Source organism: Virgibacillus halotolerans, assembly GCF_016908515.1.
In the GTDB taxonomy this organism is placed as follows: domain Bacteria; phylum Bacillota; class Bacilli; order Bacillales; family Amphibacillaceae; genus Virgibacillus_M; species Virgibacillus_M halotolerans.
Window position 1 is genome coordinate 95,508 of the sequence record NZ_JAFBEA010000009.1, and the last position, 22,381, is coordinate 117,888.

General features: G+C 41.1%; 21 protein-coding genes. All 21 read left to right on the top strand.

The window, feature by feature from the left end:
- Positions 1-66: 66 nt before the first annotated feature.
- A complete protein-coding gene (locus JOC34_RS17595; protein WP_205138095.1) occupies positions 67-666 on the top strand; it encodes a low molecular weight protein arginine phosphatase in 600 nt (199 codons plus the stop codon).
- Between the two features lie 91 nt (positions 667-757).
- On the top strand, positions 758-1,198 hold the full coding sequence (gene rpiB / locus JOC34_RS17600; RefSeq protein WP_205138096.1) for a ribose 5-phosphate isomerase B: 441 nt from the start codon (positions 758-760) through the stop codon (positions 1,196-1,198).
- Between the two features lie 18 nt (positions 1,199-1,216).
- Positions 1,217-1,762, top strand: coding sequence for a TIGR01440 family protein (locus JOC34_RS17605; RefSeq protein ID WP_205138097.1), 546 nt, complete (start codon positions 1,217-1,219; stop codon positions 1,760-1,762).
- 197 nt (positions 1,763-1,959) lie between these two features.
- A complete protein-coding gene (locus tag JOC34_RS17610; RefSeq protein ID WP_205138098.1) occupies positions 1,960-3,195 on the top strand; it encodes a serine hydroxymethyltransferase in 1,236 nt (411 codons plus the stop codon).
- A 146-nt stretch (positions 3,196-3,341) separates the two neighbouring features.
- On the top strand, positions 3,342-3,971 hold the full coding sequence (gene upp / locus JOC34_RS17615) for a uracil phosphoribosyltransferase (protein ID WP_205138099.1): 630 nt from the start codon (positions 3,342-3,344) through the stop codon (positions 3,969-3,971).
- A gap of 18 nt (positions 3,972-3,989) precedes the next feature.
- Complete coding sequence (wecB, locus tag JOC34_RS17620) at positions 3,990-5,105, top strand: non-hydrolyzing UDP-N-acetylglucosamine 2-epimerase (RefSeq protein ID WP_205138100.1); 1,116 nt, start codon at positions 3,990-3,992, stop codon at positions 5,103-5,105.
- 542 nt (positions 5,106-5,647) lie between these two features.
- Positions 5,648-5,845, top strand: a complete 198-nt coding sequence (locus JOC34_RS17625; RefSeq protein WP_205138101.1) for a hypothetical protein — start codon at positions 5,648-5,650, stop codon at positions 5,843-5,845.
- A gap of 134 nt (positions 5,846-5,979) precedes the next feature.
- Positions 5,980-8,166: a S8 family serine peptidase gene (locus JOC34_RS17630; protein WP_239544551.1), complete on the top strand. Its 2,187-nt coding sequence runs from the start codon at positions 5,980-5,982 to the stop codon at positions 8,164-8,166.
- Positions 8,167-8,499: 333 nt separating this feature from the next.
- Positions 8,500-8,871: an ATP synthase subunit I gene (locus JOC34_RS17635; RefSeq protein ID WP_205138102.1), complete on the top strand. Its 372-nt coding sequence runs from the start codon at positions 8,500-8,502 to the stop codon at positions 8,869-8,871.
- A 52-nt stretch (positions 8,872-8,923) separates the two neighbouring features.
- Positions 8,924-9,646, top strand: coding sequence for a F0F1 ATP synthase subunit A (gene atpB / locus JOC34_RS17640; RefSeq protein ID WP_205138152.1), 723 nt, complete (start codon positions 8,924-8,926; stop codon positions 9,644-9,646).
- A gap of 91 nt (positions 9,647-9,737) precedes the next feature.
- Positions 9,738-9,944, top strand: a complete 207-nt coding sequence (gene atpE, locus JOC34_RS17645; protein WP_205138103.1) for a F0F1 ATP synthase subunit C — start codon at positions 9,738-9,740, stop codon at positions 9,942-9,944.
- A gap of 169 nt (positions 9,945-10,113) precedes the next feature.
- Positions 10,114-10,617, top strand: coding sequence for a F0F1 ATP synthase subunit B (atpF, locus tag JOC34_RS17650; RefSeq protein WP_239544573.1), 504 nt, complete (start codon positions 10,114-10,116; stop codon positions 10,615-10,617).
- On the top strand, positions 10,614-11,156 hold the full coding sequence (locus tag JOC34_RS17655) for a F0F1 ATP synthase subunit delta (RefSeq protein ID WP_205138105.1): 543 nt from the start codon (positions 10,614-10,616) through the stop codon (positions 11,154-11,156). Before atpF ends, JOC34_RS17655 begins: the two co-directional genes overlap by 4 nt.
- 21 nt (positions 11,157-11,177) lie before the next feature.
- Complete coding sequence (atpA, locus tag JOC34_RS17660; protein ID WP_205138106.1) at positions 11,178-12,686, top strand: F0F1 ATP synthase subunit alpha; 1,509 nt, start codon at positions 11,178-11,180, stop codon at positions 12,684-12,686.
- A 100-nt stretch (positions 12,687-12,786) separates the two neighbouring features.
- On the top strand, positions 12,787-13,644 hold the full coding sequence (locus JOC34_RS17665) for a F0F1 ATP synthase subunit gamma (RefSeq protein WP_205138107.1): 858 nt from the start codon (positions 12,787-12,789) through the stop codon (positions 13,642-13,644).
- A gap of 89 nt (positions 13,645-13,733) precedes the next feature.
- Positions 13,734-15,143 carry a F0F1 ATP synthase subunit beta gene (gene atpD / locus JOC34_RS17670; RefSeq protein ID WP_205138108.1) on the top strand — a complete coding sequence of 470 codons (1,410 nt, stop codon included), beginning with the start codon at positions 13,734-13,736 and terminating at the stop codon, positions 15,141-15,143.
- A gap of 87 nt (positions 15,144-15,230) precedes the next feature.
- The gene (locus tag JOC34_RS17675) at positions 15,231-15,626 is read left to right on the top strand and encodes a F0F1 ATP synthase subunit epsilon (protein WP_205138109.1); all 396 of its coding nucleotides are present in this window, start codon (positions 15,231-15,233) and stop codon (positions 15,624-15,626) included.
- A 259-nt stretch (positions 15,627-15,885) separates the two neighbouring features.
- Positions 15,886-16,116: a DUF1146 family protein gene (locus JOC34_RS17680; protein WP_205138110.1), complete on the top strand. Its 231-nt coding sequence runs from the start codon at positions 15,886-15,888 to the stop codon at positions 16,114-16,116.
- A 130-nt stretch (positions 16,117-16,246) separates the two neighbouring features.
- Positions 16,247-16,960, top strand: coding sequence for a YwmB family TATA-box binding protein (locus tag JOC34_RS17685; RefSeq protein ID WP_205138111.1), 714 nt, complete (start codon positions 16,247-16,249; stop codon positions 16,958-16,960).
- A 35-nt stretch (positions 16,961-16,995) separates the two neighbouring features.
- On the top strand, positions 16,996-18,324 hold the full coding sequence (gene murA, locus JOC34_RS17690) for a UDP-N-acetylglucosamine 1-carboxyvinyltransferase (protein WP_205138112.1): 1,329 nt from the start codon (positions 16,996-16,998) through the stop codon (positions 18,322-18,324).
- A gap of 533 nt (positions 18,325-18,857) precedes the next feature.
- Positions 18,858-22,280: a S8 family serine peptidase gene (locus JOC34_RS17695; RefSeq protein ID WP_205138153.1), complete on the top strand. Its 3,423-nt coding sequence runs from the start codon at positions 18,858-18,860 to the stop codon at positions 22,278-22,280.
- Positions 22,281-22,381: the final 101 nt, after the last annotated feature.

Below are 22,381 nucleotides of genomic sequence, written 5' to 3' on the forward strand. Positions count from 1 at the left end.
TTACCCTAACATGCCTGCTCAAAATGTGATATATTTGATGTATGGAAATGTAACGGAGGCACACTAATGAAGATTTTGTTTATCTGTACAGGGAATACATGTCGAAGTCCGATGGCAGCATCCTTGCTGAAAAATAGGTTACCAGAAGCTGAGGTGCAGTCTGCCGGTATTTTTGCTGGTAAAAATCAGCATGCAAATCAGTATGCAATTCAGGCGTTAGCACAGCGTAACATTGCGCTGGATCATTATTCACAGCCGGTAACAAACAACCTGTTAAATTGGGCGGATATTGTATTAACCATGACGACCAACCATAAACGGACACTGATCATGGATTATCCCGACTTTCAAGATAAGTTTTTCACTTTAAAAGAATATGCGTCAGATGACGATAAAAAAGTATGGCAAGAATTAAAAAAGGCTTATGCTGATTATGAAGAAAAACGGAGCCATATCATTCAACAGAATGAGCGTAAAATGAGTCAAACACAGCTCAACCAATTGCTTGAAAAAAAGCTAGTGAAAGATATTGACCATATTAGAAAACTGGAGTCCTGCATCATTAGTTATGATATTTCTGATCCGTTCGGCGGCGATTTAAAAGTATATCAGGAGACCATTGATGAACTAGACGAATATATAGATCTGCTCCTTAAAAAAATATAATTTATCTCCAAAACGTCTAAGTCTGAAACTTTAGGAGTAAATCCACAAATTAAATAACATATAGCGTTTAAAGAAAGGGTGCGAATAAATCATGAAAGTCATTATTACCGGAGACCATGCAGGAATGACCATCCGTAACGAAATCAAAGCACTTTTAGAAGAAAAGGGAATCGACTATGAGGATACAGGCTGCAGCTGTGAAACGTCCGTCGATTATCCGGATTATGCACTTCCAGCTGCAGAACGGATTGCAAGTGGTGAATTTGACCGCGGTATTTTTATATGTGGGACAGGCATAGGCATGTCGATTGCTGCAAATAAGGTGAAGGGTGTTCGCTGCGCGTTGACCCATGATGTGTATAGTGCGAAATTAACCCGTCAGCACAATGACTCCAATGCGATTGCACTTGGTGAACGTGTAATTGGGCCGGGGCTAGCAAGAGAGATTGCTGAAGTTTGGCTGGACACAGCATTTGATGGGGGACGTCACGCCAATCGAATCGGGAAAATTACGACATACGAAGATCAATAAATGGCAGGTGAGCTTCACATGACAAATACACGAAATAAAGTGGAACAGGATTTAGAGTCATTAGTAAATGGATGGATCAGCAGTGACTATTTAGAAGCGGGTGACCTGTTCATAATCGGTTGTTCAACAAGTGAAGTTGCCGGTAAACATATTGGAACTTCCGGGAGTGAGGAGATTGCAGCCATTCTGTTTCGGGGATTGAAAAAGCTTGCACAGCAAAAACAAATCCAACTTGCATTTCAGTGCTGTGAACATTTGAACCGTGCAATTGTAATAGAAAAAGAAACGGCAAAAGCCTACGCTTATGATGAAGTGGCTGTTGTACCAATCCCGACGGCGGGCGGTTCAATGGCATCTTACGCCTATAAACATATGGATAACCCGGTTGTCGTGGAACATATTCGGGCAGATGCTGGGCTAGACATTGGTGAAACCATGATCGGCATGCATTTAAAACCGGTCGCTGTTCCACTAAGATTCGATCAGAGAAGCATTGGGGAAGCGCGAGTAAATGGCGCCAGAACGCGACCGAAATTAATCGGTGGCGAACGGGCACAATATTAATCACCAAGCTTTGATGATGAAATATAATAGCTGTTTTATAAAATATTGTTGCTATTCAGTGGGTGGTAAGGGCTGGGATAACAACAGGATACGAAAAGAGCCACTATAATAGTATTCGCCTGCATGGCTGGCAAAAAAGCATCGTGGGCGGCATACATATTTTAATTATAAAAACAAAAAACGGGAGGCTACATAATATGGAACATGTGAAACAAGCAGATCATGAACTATTCGAAGCAATCCAAGCAGAAAAGAATCGTCAGCAGGAGAAAATTGAGCTAATCGCGTCAGAAAACTTTGTATCTGAAGCGGTAATGGAGGCAATGGGCTCTGTTTTAACCAACAAATATGCGGAAGGTTATCCAGGAAAAAGATACTATGGTGGTTGTGAACATGTCGACGTAGTAGAAAACCTTGCTCGTGATCGTGCGAAGCAACTATTCGATGCGGAACACGTCAATGTTCAACCGCATTCTGGCGCACAGGCCAACATGGCGGTTTACTTTTCAGTGCTCGAGCCAGGTGACACGGTTCTGGGAATGAACTTAAACCATGGTGGACATCTAACACACGGTAGCCCGGTGAACTTCAGCGGTAAATTATATAATTTTGTTGACTATGGTGTTGATAAAGAAACGGAACAGCTGGATTATGATGTGGTGCTGGAGAAGGCGAAAGAAGTAAAACCAAGAATGATTGTTGCTGGTGCAAGTGCCTACTCGCGTGCAATTGATTTTGCTAAATTCCGTGAAATCGCTGATGCTGTAGATGCTTATTTAATGGTTGATATGGCACATATCGCAGGACTGGTTGCTACAGGTTTACACCAAAACCCAGTACCATATGCAGATTTCGTAACGACAACAACGCATAAGACACTACGTGGTCCACGTGGCGGAATGATTTTATGTAAAGAAGACTTTGCAAAGAAAATTGATAAGGCAGTATTCCCTGGTATGCAAGGCGGCCCATTAATGCATGTGATTGCAGCCAAGGCAGTATCATTTAAAGAAGCTTTATCAGATGATTTCAAAGTCTATACAGAACAAATTATTAAAAATGCACAGTGTTTACATGATGCATTAACTGAAGCGGGTGTACGTGTTGTTTCAGGTGGAACAGATAATCATTTGTTATTACTTGACGTTACGCCACTTGGCCTGACAGGAAAAGTAGCTGAGCAAGTTTTAGATGAAATCGGTATAACAACCAACAAAAATACGATTCCATTTGATACAGCAAGTCCTTTTATAACAAGTGGTGTACGTATCGGTACAGCGGCAGTCACGACGCGTGGATTTGCTGAAGCGGAAATGAAGGAGATCGCAGCAATCATTTCTCTTACGTTAAAAAACCACGAAGACGAAGCGACATTAAAAGAAGCAGAAGAGCGCGTAATTGGTTTAACTAACAAACGTCCATTATATGCATAAAACGGAAGAAGAGGATATCCCTTTTTTAGCGTGGATATCCTTTTCGTTTGTCGTAAATTATTATAAGAACATATATTAACTTGAAAGCTGGGAGTTTTTTCAGTACAATTTTAAAGATACAACAAATTCGAAGGAGTGAGCGGCAAATGTCAAAGGTTTTCGTACTGGATCATCCGTTAATTCAACACAAATTAACGTACATAAGGGATAAAAACACAGGAACAAAAGAGTTCCGTGAATTGGTTGATGAAGTTGCAACATTGATGGCTTTTGAAATCACAAGAAATTTAGCGCTACAAGTTAAAACGATCGAAACACCAGTTAAGGAAACAAACGCGAAGGTATTAGCTGGTAAAAAAATTGGGCTTATCCCTATTTTACGTGCGGGATTGGGCATGGTCGATGGCATGTTAAACTTGATTCCAGCAGCCAAAGTAGGTCATGTTGGCTTATATCGTGATCCGAAAACATTAGAACCGGTAGAATATTATATTAAGTTACCGTCTGACATTTCCGAACGTGAATTGATCGTGCTTGATCCGATGCTTGCAACAGGAGGTTCAGCAAACGATGCCATCCATTCCTTGAAAAAGCGTGGTGCGAAGAACATTCAGCTCATGTGTTTGGTGGCTGCTCCTGAGGGCGTGGAAAAAATCCAGGAAGAACATCCGGATGTTGATATATATTTAGGTGCACTTGACGAAGCATTAGATGATAAAGGCTATATTGTCCCAGGACTTGGTGACGCGGGTGATCGCCTGTTTGGTACAAAGTAAATTAATGGAGAGACGATGATGGAGAAGCGTATTAAAGTGATGACGATATTTGGTACAAGGCCAGAGGCGATTAAAATGGCGCCGCTTGTACGTGAATTGAAAACACGTCCACAGGAATTCGAGCCAATCGTTACGGTTACAGCGCAGCATCGTGAAATGCTGGATCAGGTATTGGATATCTTTCATATAACACCGGATTATGATTTAAATATCATGAAGCAAAACCAGACACTTGCACAAATTACGACCCGCGCGCTTGAGGGGTTGGATGAAGTGATGAAGGCAACGAATCCCGATATCGTACTCGTACATGGAGACACAACGACAACATTTGCGGCTTCGCTTGCAGCCTATTACAATCAAATTGTTGTTGGTCACGTGGAAGCTGGACTACGTACATGGAATAAGTATTCACCTTATCCGGAAGAGATGAATCGTCAGCTTACCGGTATTATGGCGGATTTACATTTTTCACCAACAGAGATGGCTAAACAAAATCTATTGAATGAAAGTAAACCAGCAGATCGGATCTATGTAACAGGTAATACAGCAATCGACGCGCTAAAAACAACGGTAAATGAAGCCTACACGAGCCCGGTGCTGGACGCTTTGGGTGATAAACGACTTGTTTTGATGACAGCCCATCGCAGGGAAAACCTCGGCGATAACATGCAGCAAATGTTTCGTGCAGTGAAGCGACTTGTTGAAGCGCATGATGATATTCAAGTGATTTATCCTGTACACTTAAACCCGGTTGTCAGGAAAACGGCTGCGAGTATTTTAGGAAATGATGACCGTATTCAATTAATTGAACCGCTCGACGTTATCGATTTTCATAACTTTGCAGCACATGCACACCTGATTATTACGGATTCTGGGGGTGTGCAGGAAGAGGCACCTTCCCTTGGTGTACCTGTGTTGGTTTTACGTGATACAACGGAACGACCAGAAGGAATCACCGCTGGGACATTGAAGTTAGCTGGAACAGATGAGGATACGATTTTTAATCTGGCCCATGAACTGTTAGCTGATCAAACAGCACATGATCAAATGGCCAAAGCATCGAACCCATATGGCGATGGCGAAGCATCAAGACGGATAGCAGACGCTATTGTAGATTATTTTGGCAGTTAAGAAAAACCGAGAAAATCACTTGTTTCTTATGGATCCTTTATCAAGTAGGACGTCCGCTCCAGGTAGTCGCTTTCCGCGGGCAACACTTCAGCTTCCTCGAAAGCAAAGAACGCTTTCTGCGGGATCTTCAGTTGGGACTGCGCTAACTCGTCCCACCATAAAGACTTGTTGCTTTTCCCGCAGGAGTCGACTACCTTCCGCGGCCATCCGTGATATTCTAAGGTAACCTTCTTTCTCTAAAAAGGAAAAATCAGCGGCTTTCCCCTTGCTTCCTTTTTTAATCATGCAAGGATAGATAACTGTCAAGAATCAACTATTCACCAGAGCGGAAGAAATATACGTAGACTCTTATGGGAAAAGCGTAGTATATTTCTGGAGCGGTGGGTATTAGCGCGCCATTCATTTATAGTTTCTTTACCTGTAAGCAAAACAGCTTGTTATCAAGATAAGATAACAAGCTGTTTTTTATGGATAATGGAGTCAGAATAATGTGATTCATCATATGTATATGATAAAATAAGATAAGAGAGGAGGAGAGAACCGTGGCACAAGAACAAACGAATCTTGTGGATGAAAAGACACTGGAATATAGACAGCGCGTAGCTAATATGATCAGTGAAGGCGGTTTAGGTGCGATGTATTACTATAACTATCAATTTTACGATGATAATGTTTATGAGACTGACGAAACCAATGCAATGCAGGATACGACGCAACATAATCATATACCACCACATTAGTTGTGCAGTTATCCTAGCGAAATTTGCTAGGACTTTTTTTCTTCTTATAAGCACTTTATATAAAAAATTCCCCAATCATGTATGTTTCTCCACTTTTATCCAAAAGCTAAACAAAAAAAGGAGAACCATCACCCATGCACCTTTTCTTATCTATATGCACATTCCTAAACATCCTTACAGCGATTCCGACAACAGATGTGGAAATGGAAAACGATGAAAATCTTGAATCCGTAATTATTGAGGTCGAAGGGAACCCTCAAGAACATAAAGCATACTTGGAAACTTATTATCCATACATAGAAGTAATCGCTGTCTATGAGAAACTATTTAATGGATTAGCACTTAAAGCAGCTCCTGAAAAGCTTGAAAAAATAAGTGAACTGGACTTCGTGAAGACGATCAATACAGCGAAGACCTATGAAGCGACCACTGACCTCCCATCGAATTTGACAGAAGCTAATCCCAATACAGTGATGCCCGGAGATTTAAATACAACGAACTATACCGGGAAGGGTGTAAAAGTTGGTGTCGTGGATACCGGCATCGATTATAATCACCCAGACTTAAGCAAAAATTTTATCCGTGGATATGACCTCGTTGACCTGGATGACGACCCCATGGAAACGACCCCAGAACAAGGGATGCCAACCTTACATGGGACACATGTGGCGGGAATTATTGCTGGGAATGGTGAATTAACAGGCGTCGCACCGGATGCTGATATATATGCCTACCGTGCGCTTGGGCCCGGCGGCATGGGTTCCTCTGTGCAAGTAATAGCGGCAATGGAAAAGGCTGTGGCAGACGGGGTGGACGTGATCAATTTATCTTTAGGAAATACAGTGAATGGGCCTGACTACCCTACCAGTGTGGCAGTTAATCGGGCAGCAGATCTTGGAGTCTCCGTTGTGATTGCGAATGGAAATGATGGCCCGGATAACTGGACAGTAGGCGCACCGGCAACCGCAACAAAGGCGATTGGAGTAGGCGCAGCAGAAAATGCGGAACAGGTTCCGTTTTTGTATGAAGGACGTGCCGATAAGAAGATTGCCTTATACCCAATGCAAGGCGCTATCCCTTGGCAGCTGGATCGATCTTATCCAATCGTCGATATGAGCGAAACAAAAGAAAACCCAAGAGGAAAGATCGCATTAATCGAAAGAAGTGACATCCCCTTTTATGACATGGCAAAAGCGGCCGAAGAGGAAGGTGCAGTTGCTGTCGCTATTTATAATAATGAAAAGGGCATGTTCCAAGGTATGGTAGAAAATGAAGATGACCCCATCAATATTCCAGTCGTGGCACTAACGAAACAGGATGGCACATGGCTGCTGAAGGAGATGGAAAAGCATGCATTAAATCTCGAAACAACCTATCAAGAGAGCGACGCCGGTATCGCCAACTTTAGTTCCAGAGGACCAGTAGCAGTCAATTGGCATATCAAACCAGATATTCTTGCACCCGGAACCAATATTAAAAGTACCGTTCCTGACGGTTATCAGGAACTCCAAGGGACGAGTATGGCCGCACCACATATTACGGGTGTCGTTGCTTTAATTAAAGAGGCCCACCCTAATTGGTCCAATGAGCAAATATTTGGTGCCATAAAAACAACGGCGACGCAATATAAAGATGAAAATGATGTGCCGATTGCACCAAATATCCAAGGAATGGGCATGGTTCAGCCCGGCGAAGCAATCGCTGCAAAGACAATTATCGAACAGCCCGAGTTGGCATTTGGAAAAATGGATGACTACCTGGATACGAAAAAAGTCAACATGACGATTGAAAACACAACAAATAAACGACAAACATATGTATTTCATGTTCCAAAAAAACAACAAGGAATGAGCTGGAAGCTACCGCAAACATTTACGCTGAAAAAAAACGAAAGCAAGACCATTCCAATTGAATTGAGTATTACGACGTCACTTTTGGATGATGGGATCCACCAAGGATGGTTGACATTAGAGGGAGAGGATGAAGCATTCCAATTGCCATATTTGTTTGTAAATAAAACAGCAGATAACCCGAAGGCGATGGGATTTGATTTTGCATTAAAACCTTTTTCCGACAATCAATATGCTTATCAATTATATGTGACCGATCCAACCAAACATGTGGAAGTGGATTTGTACGACCCAGAATCATTGATTTATCAACGTACATTATTAGAAGCGGATGATTTAACCGTTGGTATGAATGAGGGAGAATTAAAACAAGCGGAAATAGGAGAGCCAGGGTCATACACAGCACTGATTACAGTCTATTTGGAGGATGGCACATTTGAAAGCTATGAAACCCCTGTATACATTGAATAAAAATGTTATGTACAGTTGTTCACAAAAAGTTCATAATCACTGTAAAGAAAATCCGCTATAATAGCAGGTAGAGTGGAAAACATGCCGCAATTTGCCTGCTTTTGTCCGCCTTAAATCATATGTGCACATTGAACAAAGGTGCAAATGAATAAAAGTCTATAATCGATTGACAACAAAGGTGTGGCTAAGGTAAAATTGTAGAGTGTGCATGAATGGGTTTACAATTTTAATTTCATGGCATTTTTTGTGTGAATTGCAAGAAAAATGGCATTGTAAAATTGTTGGTTGTTCATACCACGATGATCGTTTTATTTTAAGGGAGAAGCGTAAAACATGACGGAATATGAAAGTATGGCAGCCCGGCAACGGAAGTGGATGTTCTATCTCCTCGCAATACTAGTGCTTGGGGCAGGATTTACTCCTTACTTGACGATATTCCTCGGGCTTCTGTTAGGAAGTGCCGTTAGTTTATATAACTTATGGCTTTTACAAAAGAAGATTGTTGATTTTACAGGAGCAGTAGCAGAAAAGCAACCTGTAAAAGGGATTGGAACAATGTCACGTTTTGCAGCAGCGGCATTGGTGGTCATTATTGCACTGCGATTTGATGAATATTTTAATGTTATTGCCGTTTTAATCGGTTTGATGACATCCTATCTGGTGATCACGCTGGATTTTGCTGTAAGCCACTTTAAGAAGAAGTGAAATTCTTCTTGTAAAAAGGTAGAAAATCGTGCTTGAAAGCGGGGTGAATATGGTGGATCATGGAGCACCAATTGTAGAAAATGTATTTGGAATATCCTGGCTTGATTTTAATTTATCTAACGTACTTATGATTGCAGTAACTTCACTAATTGTATTCGTTCTATGCATGCTCGGAGCGAGAAAGCTAAAGATGAAGCCTACTGGTGTACAAAATTTTATGGAATGGATCCTTGATTTTGTCAAAGGGATTATCAATGACACAATGGACTGGAAAACAGGAAAGGTTTTTCTTCCATTGGGACTAACACTATTTACATACATTTTAGTTGGGAACCTACTAGGTGTTATGACGAACGGTGTTTATAATGACGAAATATGGTGGAAATCACCAACAGCTGATCCGGGAATTACCCTCACTTTAGCTGCAATGGTAATCGTCTTGTCTCACTTTTATGGGATTAAGATGCGTGGTGGAAAAGAATATGTAAAAGATTACTTCCGACCAATGTGGCCACTTTTTCCAATTAAGATTGTTGAGGAATTTGCAAACACGTTAACATTGGGTCTTCGTCTATTTGGTAACTTATTTGCCGGGGAAGTACTTTTAGCATTGTTAGTTGGACTGGTAACATCCGGTTTTTGGGGTGCTATTGGGGGTTTTATCCCATTCCTGGCATGGCAAGGATTTAGTATCTTTATTGGCGGAATCCAGGCATTTATTTTCACGATGCTGTCAATGGTTTATATTTCGCACAAAGTCACTGCGGAACATTAAAATTGTTAATTCACCAGTTCTGGCAGAATGACTGTTGGAACCGGAAATTATTGTATAACTTATTATAACTATTTTGAGGAGGATTTATATTATGGGAGCTTTAGCAGCTGCAATAGCAGTAGGATTGGCGGCACTTGGTGCTGGTGTAGGTAACGGTTTGATTGTAAGTCGTACGGTTGAGGGGATTGCTCGTCAACCAGAACTAAAAGGGTCATTACAAACAACCATGTTTATAGGTGTTGGTTTAGTTGAGGCAATGCCGATCATCGCGGTAGTTATCGCATTAATGGTCATGTAATCGAGCGCCTTGAACAATTAGTAAAGACAAAGAACTATAATGGCGAAGATACACTTCCATAGTCGAAGCTTCGCCGTTGTTTATAAAGACGGGCAATAAAGCAAATATGTAACATTCACTAATGAAGGTGAAAGGAGTGAATTCTGTGCAAACATTCACTGATTATTCCATGATTTATGCTGCATTAGGCGGTTTTCGCGTAGGAGATATGCTCGTACAACTGGTCTTCTTCCTCGTATTGCTTTTCTTAGTGAAGAAATTCGCTTGGGGTCCAGTTATGGACATGATGCAGAAACGGGAAGATTATGTTGCAAGTGAAATAGAAACGGCCGAACAAAGTCGTGCGGCAGCAGAGAAATCAGCAAAAGAAGCTGCAGAACAATTAAAACAAACAAAACAAGAAGCACAACAAATGATAGAAGATGCAAAAGAGGCCGGCGTCAGACAAGAGAAAGATATTGTTGAATCGGCTCGTTTAGAGGCGGACCGCATTAAAAAGTCTGCACAGGAAGAAATTCAAAACGAGAAAGAAAAAGCCCTGCAAGCACTACAAGATAAAGTTGCTTCCTTATCTGTTCTCATTGCAAGCAAAGTGATTGAGAAGGAAATTAGCGCACAGGATCAGGAGAAACTGATCAATGATTACATTAAAGAGGTAGGAGAAGAGCTATGAGTGAAACGGTAGTTGCTAAACGTTATGCCGAAGCTCTCTTTCAACTTGGAAATGAAAAAGCGGTTCTGGAACAATTTGTTGAAGAGTTACAGACCGTGAAAGAAGTATTTGAAAAGAATAGTAAGCTATATACAATCCTGGAGCATCCTCGGATTGCAAAAACGAGAAAGCAACAATTTCTGGATGAAGTATTTCAAAGCCTTAACACAGATATCGTTAACACTTTGAAAATCCTCGTAGAGCGGCATCGAATTATGATCACGCCATCCATGATTGAGCATTTTATCTACTTGTATAATGATGCGAAAGGAATTGCAGAAGCAACGGTATATTCTGTCCGTAAGTTATCCAATCCCGAAAGACAAGCACTTGTGGCGTCATTCGTGAAACGATTTAACAAAAGTACGTTTGACATCCATAACATCGTTGACCCATCGCTTGTCGGTGGAGTTAAAATCAGAATAGGCAACACAATTTATGATGGATCGGTTAGTGGAAAACTAAAACGTATCAAACAGAATATCGTAACTGCAAATTAATGATGATAGGGGTGAAATGGTATGAGCATTAAAGCTGAAGAAATCAGTACACTGATCAAACAGCAGATCGAAACTTTCGATGCAGATATTGAAGTAAGTGATGTCGGCACAGTTATCGAAATCGGTGATGGTATCGCAAGGGTTCACGGTCTTGATAATGTAATGGCGGGAGAACTTGTTGAGTTTTCAAACGGTGTGATGGGATTATCACAAAACCTAGAGGAAAGTAATGTTGGTGTTGTTATTCTTGGACCATACACAGAGATAAAAGAAGGCGATGAAGTTCGTCGTACAGGCCGGATTATGCAAGTACCTGTTGGAGAAGAATTGTTAGGTCGTGTGGTGAACCCACTAGGTCAACCAATTGATGGAAAAGGTCCAATTGAAACATCAAAAACACGCCCAATCGAGGCAGCTGCACCAGGTGTTATGGATCGTAAATCAGTTGACGAACCATTACAAACAGGTATTAAAGCAATAGACGCACTTGTACCAATCGGTCGTGGTCAACGTGAGCTTATTATTGGAGACCGTCAAACCGGTAAAACAACGGTTGCGGTAGACGCCATCATTAACCAGCAAGACCAGGACATGATTTGTATTTATGTCGCAATAGGTCAGAAAGAATCCACAGTTCGCAGTACGGTAGAGACATTCCGCCGTTATGGGGCACTGGATTACACAATCGTTGTATCTGCAGGTGCATCTGATCCTGCACCATTACTGTACTTAGCGCCGTATGCTGGTGTATCCATGGGTGAGGAATTCATGTACAACGGGAAACACGTACTTGTTGTTTATGATGATTTATCGAAACAAGCGGTAGCATATCGTGAACTTTCTTTACTATTACGTCGTCCTCCAGGTCGTGAAGCATTCCCTGGGGATGTATTCTACTTGCACTCCCGTTTATTGGAACGTGCAGCCAAACTGAGTGACGCACTTGGTGGTGGATCATTAACAGCATTACCATTTGTTGAAACACAAGCAGGCGATATTTCTGCCTATATCCCGACAAACGTGATCTCGATCACAGATGGACAGATCTTTTTACAATCAGATCTCTTCTTCTCCGGTGTTCGTCCAGCAATTAACCCAGGGCTTTCTGTGTCCCGTGTTGGTGGATCTGCACAAATTAAAGCAATGAAGAAGGTAGCAGGTACATTAAGACTTGACCTTGCATCATTCCGTGAACTAGAAGCATTCTCACAATTTGGTTCAGACCTTGATAAAGCAACACAAGCAAAACTTGGTCGCGGGGAACGTACGGTGGAAGTTCTAAAACAAGGCTTGCATAAACCACTCGTTGTGGAAAAACAAGTCATGATCATCTATGCATTGACGAAAGGTTTCCTTGACGACATTGCCATCAAAGATATTGTTCGTTTTGAAGATGAATTCCATGTCTGGTTAGATGGTAACCGTAAAGAATTGTTAGCCTCTATCCGCGACACTGGAAAACTTCCAGAAACAGAAGATATGAACGATGCAGTTGAATCATTTAAGAAAACATTTTTAGCGACTGAATAAATTCGTAAACGCAGACGACGAGTTCAGTAAAGTGAAAACTGAACTTGTCTGCTAATTAATAAGATCAGGCAACCTTTTACATGAAAGGGTGGTGAAAAGCTTGGCATCACTAAGAGATATTGAAGGTCGAATTAACTCGACCAAAAAGACCAAAAAGATTACGAATGCAATGCAAATGGTATCTGCCTCGAAAATGAGTAAAGCAGAACGAAATACCAAAGCATATATTCCCTATAGTGAAAAGATGCAGGAAGTTGTAGCAAGTATTGCCAACAGTAGTACAGACGTCTCGCATCCGATGCTCAGTAAACGGGAAGTAAAAAAGACAGGATATCTTGTCATTACATCTGATCGTGGTCTTGTAGGTGCTTATAATAGTCATATTTTAAAACAACTGCAAAAAACGATTCAGGAAAACCATCAGTCAACAGATGAATACACGGTTATCGCTGTTGGCCGCATGGGATATGATTTTTGTAAGAAGAGAGAAATTCCTGTTGCTTTGAGTGTTTTAGGGGTAGCAGACCAGCCGCGTTTCTCTGAAATTAAAGATCTGGCTTCTGATACTGTTCAAATGTTCAGTGATGAGGAAATTGATGAACTGGTCATTATCTATAATCACTACGTAAGTGCGATTACACAAGATGTAACAATGAAAACACTGTTACCAATTACAAACATTGAAAGCAGTGCTTCCAGCAGTGATTATGAATACGAACCGAACCAAGAGCAAATTTTACAAGTGCTTTTACCACAATACGCTGAAAGCTTAATATTTGGCGCTCTACTGGATGCTAAAGCGAGTGAGCACGCAGCAAGTATGACCGCGATGAAGAGTGCAACTGATAATGCGAACGATCTTATTGACGATCTGACATTATCTTTCAACAGAGCACGCCAGGCAGCTATTACACAAGAAATCACCGAGATTATCGGTGGCGTGGCAGCACTGGAATAAAAATATAATGATAAACATAAGATGGCGCTTTTGCTAAGTAACATAAAGCGAAGCGCTGGATTTTCGAAAGTTAGTAAGGAGGGAAACCGATGAGCACTGGACACATTACACAAGTTATGGGACCTGTTGTTGACGTGAAATTCGACGACGGACAGCTCCCAGCTATTTATCATGCATTAACAGTCCAAATTGAAGCGACAGAAGAACGTGAAGCAGCGACACTTACATTGGAAGTAGCACTTCATTTAGGTGATAATACTGTAAGAGCTATCGCTATGGACTCTACAGATGGTGTAAAACGTGGGGCATTGGTACAGAATCAGGGAAAACCAATATCTGTACCAGTTGGAGATGTTACATTAGGTCGAGTATTTAATGTACTAGGTGATAAAATTGACCTTGATGAACCATTGGCAGCCGATACACGTTTAGACCCTATTCACCGCAAATCACCAGATTTTCAAGATTTGACGACCGATACAGAAATTTTGGAAACAGGTATCAAAGTTGTCGACCTATTAGCACCATATATTAAAGGTGGTAAAATCGGTTTATTTGGCGGAGCCGGTGTTGGTAAAACGGTATTGATTCAAGAATTAATTAACAATATTGCTCAAGAGCACGGCGGTATTTCTGTATTCGCCGGTGTTGGTGAGCGTACACGTGAAGGTAATGACCTTTACTATGAAATGAAAGACTCAGGTGTTATTGAAAAAACAGCGATGGTATTCGGACAAATGAACGAACCGCCTGGAGCACGTATGCGTGTAGCATTAACAGGTCTGACAATGGCCGAATATTTCCGTGATGAACAAGGACAAGACGTTTTGTTCTTTATCGATAATATTTTCCGTTTCACACAAGCTGGTATGGAAATCTCTGCATTACTTGGCCGTATGCCTTCTGCAGTTGGTTATCAGCCAACACTTGCAACAGAAATGGGCCAATTGCAAGAGCGTATCACATCAACAGATAAAGGATCTGTAACGTCAATCCAAGCGATTTACGTGCCTGCGGATGACTATACAGACCCAGCACCAGCTACAACGTTCGCTCACCTTGATGCAACAACCAACTTGGACCGTAGCTTATCTGAACAAGGTATCTATCCAGCGGTAGATCCACTGGCATCAACATCACGTGCATTGGACCCTGAAGTAGTAGGGGAAGAGCACTATGAAGTAGCAGCAGAAGTTCAACGAACATTACAACGCTACAAAGAATTACAGGATATCATTGCGATCCTTGGTATGGATGAGCTTGGTGATGAAGACAAATTAGTTGTATCCCGCGCACGCCGTGTACAATTTTTCTTATCCCAAAACTTCCATGTTGCTGAACAGTTTACAGGTCAAAAAGGTTCTTATGTACCTGTAAGTGAAACAATTAAAGGATTTAAAGAAATCTTATCCGGAAAATATGATGACCTACCTGAGGACGCATTCCGTTTAGTAGGACGCATAGAAGAAGTAGTTGAAAAAGCAAAAGGTATGGAATAATAGACAGATGCAGAAGGTTGGATCGATCGGAATGATGAATTTAATTATCATTCCTGTCTTCCTTCGCAAGTCTGAGGAGGGGTTACATTGAAAACACTAACTGTGAGTGTTGTTACTCCTGATGGTCCGGTTTTGGAAGATGACTTTGAGATGGTTAGCTGTAAAGCCGAAAACGGTGAACTTGGCATCCTGCCAGGACACATTCCACTGGTAGCTCCACTGACAATCAGTGCAGTTCGTTTGAAACGTGGTGATGGTGTGGAACATGTTGCTGTCAACGGTGGATTTCTAGAGGTCAGACCAGATAAAGTAACAATACTTGCTCAATCTGCGGAAACACCTTCAGACATCAACGTACAGCGCGCCGAAGAAGCTAAAGAACGTGCGGAACGCCGCCTTCAGATGCAACAGGATCATGTTGACTACCAAAGGGCTGAATTAGCACTCAAACGAGCAATGAATCGCTTAGATGTTTCAAATTAAATGAAGATCTCTTATAACTTGCTGTTGTAAGAGATTTTTATTTGCAGTAAAGCAAGCCCCCGCCCCATTGAAAAATGTTTCGTCAGCTCATCCTTCATATTTCCCTACAGATTATGTCGATATTTCCCGGGAAATGAGCCGGAAATTGTTACATTATTTAATCCACATCTAAAAATAAATCACGCCATACAAAAACCGTTGACTTTTAGAAACAAACATGGCAAAGTTACATATAGCAAATTAATTTAAGGTGGTTCTTATGCTCTCAATCGGACAAACAGCATTATTTAGTATCATATCACATCTGCTTTTTATCTATATAACCTGGCGAGTAATCCTGTCGATTAATTTTGATGCTGTTATTAGAAAAGGACACGTGACAGAGGCAAAAATATTACTTGTGTTTATTACAATTGTCATCGGGACAGGTGTAAGCAGATTTGTCATTGAACTCGTTCAATGGTCTAGGGATCTGCTGTATCTTTTCTAAAGCGCACGTGCTAATTGGCAGGCCTTTCCACATAGACTGATAATCTATTATTTTGTCGCAAATTGTACCGTATGTAAATAGATTCCCCTGTTCATACTATAGCTATTATAGATGAAGGCAGGGGATTTTTATGAAGAAAATCATACTAGTAGCATTATTATTTTTATGCTTAACAACAAATACAATGGCACAAGATATAGAATCAGATGAACTGCATGACATTGCAACCTTTGTTACCGAAGCAAATATGCAGGTTGAAGAATGGGAAGTTACGTGGAAAGAAACGATCAGTAAAGAAGATATAGAGGGTATGATAGCAACCATAAGTAAAGATAATGAATTTACTGTGACAGTGGATAATGATGTGAAAAAATATTTAGCTGAGGACATGCATAAAAAGGGTGGTATCACCGTATCTTATGAAGTGATTCTCCCGAATGATGAGGCGTATCCACCGGAATTAATCGCCGTTATCAAAGGAAACTCATGGAACAAATCAATTGAAGCAATCTATCAAACTGAAAAAGAAATACTCGGTCACCAATTGTTCACAGATTCTGTTAAGGCATATACTTGTCTGACAACACAAGGTGATGCTATAATAGATAGTGACGGTTTTTTAGAAGGTTTTGCAAATTACTTTAATATTCAACAACAACATACACAATTAGACACAATCAAAAATTCAACGCATAAAAAAATATTTTACGGGTATAACCCTGTATGGGTACATAGCTTTTCCATAAACGGGACCCAAATGAACGTACAAGTAGCTGTTACAGAGAATGCAGATGAACATCCGAAATACACGATAGGCACACCTATCCTAATCAATGAATATTAATATAGTGAAAATGGATCTGAAGGAGATTATGAATCATGGAAAAAATCATCGTAAGAGGTGGACACAAGTTAAACGGCACAGTTAAAGTTGAAGGTGCTAAGAATGCAGTTCTACCTGTTATCGCCGCAAGTCTTAGCGCAAGTGAAGGAAAGAGTACAATTACAGATGTCCCGGTTCTAGCTGATGTTTATACAATCAATGAAGTTTTAAAAAATATGAATGCTGACGTAAAGTTTAACAATCACACAAACACCATTGAGGTAGATGCTTCCAAAAAGTTAATGACGGAAGCACCATTTGAATATGTACGTAAAATGCGTGCATCTGTTCTTGTGCTGGGACCATTATTGGCCCGGTATGGTCATGCGAAAGTTGCGATGCCTGGTGGATGTGCAATTGGATCACGCCCAATTGATTTACATTTAAAAGGATTCGAAGCGATGGGCGCAGATGTACACGTCGGTAATGGTTTTATCGAGGTAAGTGTAGCAGGACGTCTTAAGGGTGCTAAGGTTTATCTGGATATGCCGAGTGTTGGCGCAACAGAAAATATTATGATGGCTGCAGCTTTGGCCGATGGGAAAACAATCATCGAAAACAGTGCAAAAGAGCCTGAAATTGTTGACTTAGCCAATTATTTAAATAAAATGGGTGCCAAAGTTGTTGGTGCGGGAACTGAAACAATCCGCATTCATGGTGTTGAAACATTACATGGCGCGGAGCATTCGATTATTCCAGACCGTGTTGAAGCAGGTACTTTTATGGTTGCAGCGGCAATTACCGGTGGAAATGTGCTTATTGAAAATGCAGTGAGTGAACATTTACGATCTGTTATTTCTAAATTGGAAGAAATGGACGTAGTTGTTAAAGAAGAAGGAAACGGTATTCGCATTATCGGCCCGAAAGAATTAAAGGCAACCGATATTAAAACATTGCCACATCCCGGCTTTCCAACAGATATGCAATCCCAGATGATGGCATTGATGTTGAGTGCGGAAGGTACAAGTGTAATTACGGAAACTGTATTTGAAAACCGATTTATGCATGTGGAGGAATTCCGCCGCATGAACGCAAAAATGAAAATCGAAGGACGCAGTGTCATTATTGAAGGACCATCCACACTACAAGGAGCAGAAGTAGCTGCAACAGATTTACGTGCAGCTGCTGCACTTATTCTAGCTGGATTGGGTGCTGATGGTTTAACACGTGTAACAGAATTAAAGCATCTTGACAGAGGCTATGTAGATTTAGTGGGTAAATTAGCTTCACTAGGTGCAGAGATTGAGCGTATTGACGATAATGAGGATACTGTCAACCCAGATGTACAAAAAGATTATCAAAGCGAAAGCATGGCAGCTGAATAATTAAACAACCTAATACAAACAGATGGTACCAAATAGGGTACTGTCTGTTTTTTTATGGAAAAATCACCTTCTTCGTTTCTATTTTCATTGATTTGGAAAAAAAGCAAAAATAAAACTTATTTAAAACAGGTCGAAATGATCATCTTTGATAAATTGCTTATTATTTAAAATTATTCGGAAGATAAATGAACGAGATCCTCCCTTTTATACCAACCTTTGAAAAGTGCTGTCCAATTTATCGGGACTTTGATCCTATGAACAAAAGCGAGAAAAACTGATTCGAATCTATCAATTTAATGATCTATGAAATTATTCGACAAATTATGACAGGATTCTTTGTTTTTATTTGTTAAGGTTTTAGATACAACTAAGTTTTGACAAACGAAGGCGTTAAGTGATGACTTAACATAATTTTAAAAAAGGAGGCTAAGAGACTGCAATCTATTTATCTACTAGATCGTTTGCTTACGAACCGGGTTTAAAATTTGGAGGGAGGATTCACTTTGAAGAGGAAAAGACAGCGTCAAATAAGTATGTTCAGTATACTGGCATCATTCCTGTTGATATTTTCGCTAATTACACCAGTTGCTGCCAATGCAGAATCCAGCGGGAAGTTACATCAGTCATTAAATGATAATCAGACAAATGCCAAAGCAAAAGTAAGTGATCGTTTACTGGATGAATTTAAAGACGATGATAAGGTCACCTTTCTAATTAAATTTGAAGAACAAGCAGATGTTGAAAAGGTTGCAAAAAAAGCCTTATCATCAGCTAAAAAGTCTAAAATAACCGCATATAAAGCGGAATTAGCGCAGCGCTCTGCAGTGGTATCCGAATTAAAATCAACTGCAATCAGCTCGCAGCAAAATGTGCAACAATACCTTGATGGGGAAGTGGATAACGGAAATGTTGAAGACGTGACTTCCTATCATATTGTAAATGGTATGGCTGTAACTGCTACAAAAGAAGTGGCACAAAAAGTAGCTTCATTCAGTGAAGTAGAGAAGATTTTACCGAATGAAAAGAGAGAGTTAATCAAACCAGTCGAAGAAAATACAAAATCTGCCAAGGTGCAGGATGCAGATGATGAAGTAGAATGGAGTATTGATCGTATTGGTGCTCCGGCCGTTTGGGATACAGGTATTGATGGTTCTGGAACTGTCGTGGCCAGTATTGATACGGGTGCCCAGTGGGATCATCCTGCACTAAAGGAAAAATACCGCGGTTATGATGCAGAAACAGAAGAAGTTGATCATGACTTTAACTGGTACGATGCGACTGGTGGTGAAGATGAACCATATGATGATGTTGGTCATGGTACACATACGATCGGAACGATGGTTGGTGGTGAACCAGATGGATCCAACCAAATCGGTGTGGCTCCAGGAGCAAAGTTTATTGCAGTAAAAGCTTTTACTGAAAGTGGCGGTACAGATGCGGATCTATTAGCAGCAGGTGAATGGGTGCTAGCACCAACAGATGCAGATGGAAACGAGCGTGTAGATATGGCGCCAGATGTTGTCAATAACTCTTGGGGTGGTGGGCCTGGTCTTGATGAATGGTATCGGGACATGGTCAAAGCCTGGAGAACAGCTGGCATTTTCCCTGAATTCTCGGCAGGAAATACAGATTTATTCAATCCAGGTGGACCTGGTTCCGTTGCATCACCATCCAATTATCCGGAATCATTTGCAACTGGTGCAACAGACAGTGATGATATGATTGCTGACTTTTCATTACGTGGTCCTTCACCATACGATGAAATTAAACCGGATATTGCTGCACCTGGTGTCGATATACGTTCCGCCATGCCAGGTAGTGAATATGGTGGGATGAGTGGTACCTCAATGGCAGGACCTGCTGTGTCAGGCGTAGCATTACTATTAAGACAGGTAGATGGAAATATAAGTGTAGATGATATGGAAGAAATTTTAATGAATACCGCAACTGAAAGAACCGATGATGAGTATCCAGAAGCGCCGAATAATGGATATGGTTCCGGTCTCGTTAATGCATATGATGCGGTTTCTTCGATGCAGGATGGGCTTGGAACGATCGAAGGACAAGTTACTAGAGCAGGCGAAGATAAAGACGCATCAAAGGATAAAGATAAAACCAGTCTCCATGCAAAAAGTGATAAGACTTCCGCAAAAGCGGATGATACAAGCGGACTGGCAGCAAAAGTGAGTGTACTTGAAAGTGGACGTGCAGTAAATACAGATCCAGACGATGGAACCTATTCACTTCTTCATGCGGCGGGGGATTTCACCCTGCAAGCGGAAGCTTATGGTTTCCATTCAAGTGAACAATCAACAGCAATTGCGAAAGACGAAACATCAGAAGTAGATTTTAGTTTAGAGCAAATCGCGCAAAATACGGTTAATGGGACAATTACGGATGAAGCGACTGGAGAACCAATTGAAGATGCAACCGTTATGCTTGTAGAAGATGCTAATATTTCTCCAGTAGAATCGGATGCAGATGGTAATTTCTCCGTAGAGGGTTATGAAGGTGAATATACCTTAAAAGTATTGGCGAGTGGTTACCATGGAAAAGAAGTAGCAGTTAACTTAGCAGATGGCGATGTGGAAGTTAATGTGGAATTAGAACCACTTTACACCTATCCAGGTGGCGAAATTGGCTATGATGATGGCACCGCAGAAAATGCACGTGCATTCTATGATGCAGGCAATGGCTGGGCAGTAAAAATGTCCTTGCCTGAAGGAAAAGATACAGGTGTTGTAACAGACGGTGTATTTAAATTCTGGGGTGAGGAATTCCCTGAGCCAGGTGGTACAGAATTTGCCGTGGAAGTCTGGGATGCATCCGGTAAGGACGGTTTACCAGGTGAAAAACTTGCAGGGCCAATCGATGCAGAAGCAATCCGTGATGAAGGGGATTGGACCGAAGTAGATTTAAGTAAAGAAAGCATTCAAGTGGATGGCGACTTTTACATGGTTTATATTCAAACGAATGCAAACACCGAAGCGCCTGCATTGGCAACGGATGAAGACAGTCCGAATGCAGAAAGAAGTTATCAGTTTGTATCTGGTGACTGGGAAGCGTCTCCAGCAGATGAAGGAAACTATATGATCCGTGCACGTGTCGATTATGAAATTGAGACACCAGAAATCACTTCACCAGAAGACGGCAATTTAACGAATGAATCGGAAGTTACGGTGGAAGGGACTGCTTCTCCCACAACAACAATTCAGCTAGAAAATAACGGTGAAGAGGCGGCTTCACAAGAAGTCGACGATGATGGTAAGTTTTCTTTACCTGTTGAATTAACAGAAGGGGAAAACGCGATCACAGCCGTCTCTCAAATGGATGGGGATACGGTAGGAACTTCCGATCCGGTAACCGTAACATTAGATACAGAAGCACCAGAACTAACGATTGATAATCCGAAAGATGGAGACAAATCAAATAGCGAAACAGTGACAGTTGAAGGAACGGTTGCAGATGAACATCTGGATGCCGTTGAAGTAAATGGACAGAAGGCTAAAGTGGAAGATGGCAACTATTCTAAACGGATTCTACTAGATAATGGAGAGAATGAAATCGAAGTTGTTGCAGTAGATGAGGCTGGAAATAGTGCAAAAGAAAGTGTAAGCCTTCAGGTGAAATATGATGGTCCTGAAATTGAAAACCTCACACCAACGGAAGATGTAACCATTGAAGCTGGTGAGAGTGTGAAAGTTGAGTTTGATAGTGAGCCTGGATTGAAACCAACGTTTTTAATCCATTTACCACTTACAAATGCGAAGGCTACTGTTGCCAATGCAACAGAGCTTCCAATGATGGAGACGTCTGAAGGACATTATGAAGGGTATTGGACAGCAACAAATAATGTAAAAGCAGACGGCGCGGTAATTGAAGTGAAAGCAGTCGATGACTTCAAGAACGAAACCCGTCAAGAAGCGGATGGAAAACTTTTTATTAATGTTGATTAACTTACTGTATAGAACGGTTGGTTAACATCTTAAAATGGAAAAAGGTGTAGAGGCAATTTGCTTCTACACCTTTTTATTATATATTTCGTCTTTTAATTTTA

Excerpts from the sequence above, each read along its gene's own strand:
- JOC34_RS17595 (WP_205138095.1), top strand. The coding sequence starts at position 67 with ATGAAGATTTTGTTTATCTGTACAGGGAATACATGTCGAAGTCCGATG.
- rpiB (WP_205138096.1), top strand. The coding sequence starts at position 758 with ATGAAAGTCATTATTACCGGAGACCATGCAGGAATGACCATCCGTAAC.
- JOC34_RS17605 (WP_205138097.1), top strand. The coding sequence starts at position 1,217 with ATGACAAATACACGAAATAAAGTGGAACAGGATTTAGAGTCATTAGTA.
- JOC34_RS17610 (WP_205138098.1), top strand. The coding sequence starts at position 1,960 with ATGGAACATGTGAAACAAGCAGATCATGAACTATTCGAAGCAATCCAA.
- upp (WP_205138099.1), top strand. The coding sequence starts at position 3,342 with ATGTCAAAGGTTTTCGTACTGGATCATCCGTTAATTCAACACAAATTA.
- wecB (WP_205138100.1), top strand. The coding sequence starts at position 3,990 with ATGGAGAAGCGTATTAAAGTGATGACGATATTTGGTACAAGGCCAGAG.
- JOC34_RS17630 (WP_239544551.1), top strand. The coding sequence starts at position 5,980 with ATGCACCTTTTCTTATCTATATGCACATTCCTAAACATCCTTACAGCG.
- JOC34_RS17635 (WP_205138102.1), top strand. The coding sequence starts at position 8,500 with ATGACGGAATATGAAAGTATGGCAGCCCGGCAACGGAAGTGGATGTTC.
- atpE (WP_205138103.1), top strand. The coding sequence starts at position 9,738 with ATGGGAGCTTTAGCAGCTGCAATAGCAGTAGGATTGGCGGCACTTGGT.
- atpF (WP_239544573.1), top strand. The coding sequence starts at position 10,114 with ATGATTTATGCTGCATTAGGCGGTTTTCGCGTAGGAGATATGCTCGTA.
- JOC34_RS17655 (WP_205138105.1), top strand. The coding sequence starts at position 10,614 with ATGAGTGAAACGGTAGTTGCTAAACGTTATGCCGAAGCTCTCTTTCAA.
- atpA (WP_205138106.1), top strand. The coding sequence starts at position 11,178 with ATGAGCATTAAAGCTGAAGAAATCAGTACACTGATCAAACAGCAGATC.
- atpD (WP_205138108.1), top strand. The coding sequence starts at position 13,734 with ATGAGCACTGGACACATTACACAAGTTATGGGACCTGTTGTTGACGTG.
- JOC34_RS17680 (WP_205138110.1), top strand. The coding sequence starts at position 15,886 with ATGCTCTCAATCGGACAAACAGCATTATTTAGTATCATATCACATCTG.
- JOC34_RS17685 (WP_205138111.1), top strand. The coding sequence starts at position 16,247 with ATGAAGAAAATCATACTAGTAGCATTATTATTTTTATGCTTAACAACA.
- murA (WP_205138112.1), top strand. The coding sequence starts at position 16,996 with ATGGAAAAAATCATCGTAAGAGGTGGACACAAGTTAAACGGCACAGTT.
- JOC34_RS17695 (WP_205138153.1), top strand. The coding sequence starts at position 18,858 with ATGTTCAGTATACTGGCATCATTCCTGTTGATATTTTCGCTAATTACA.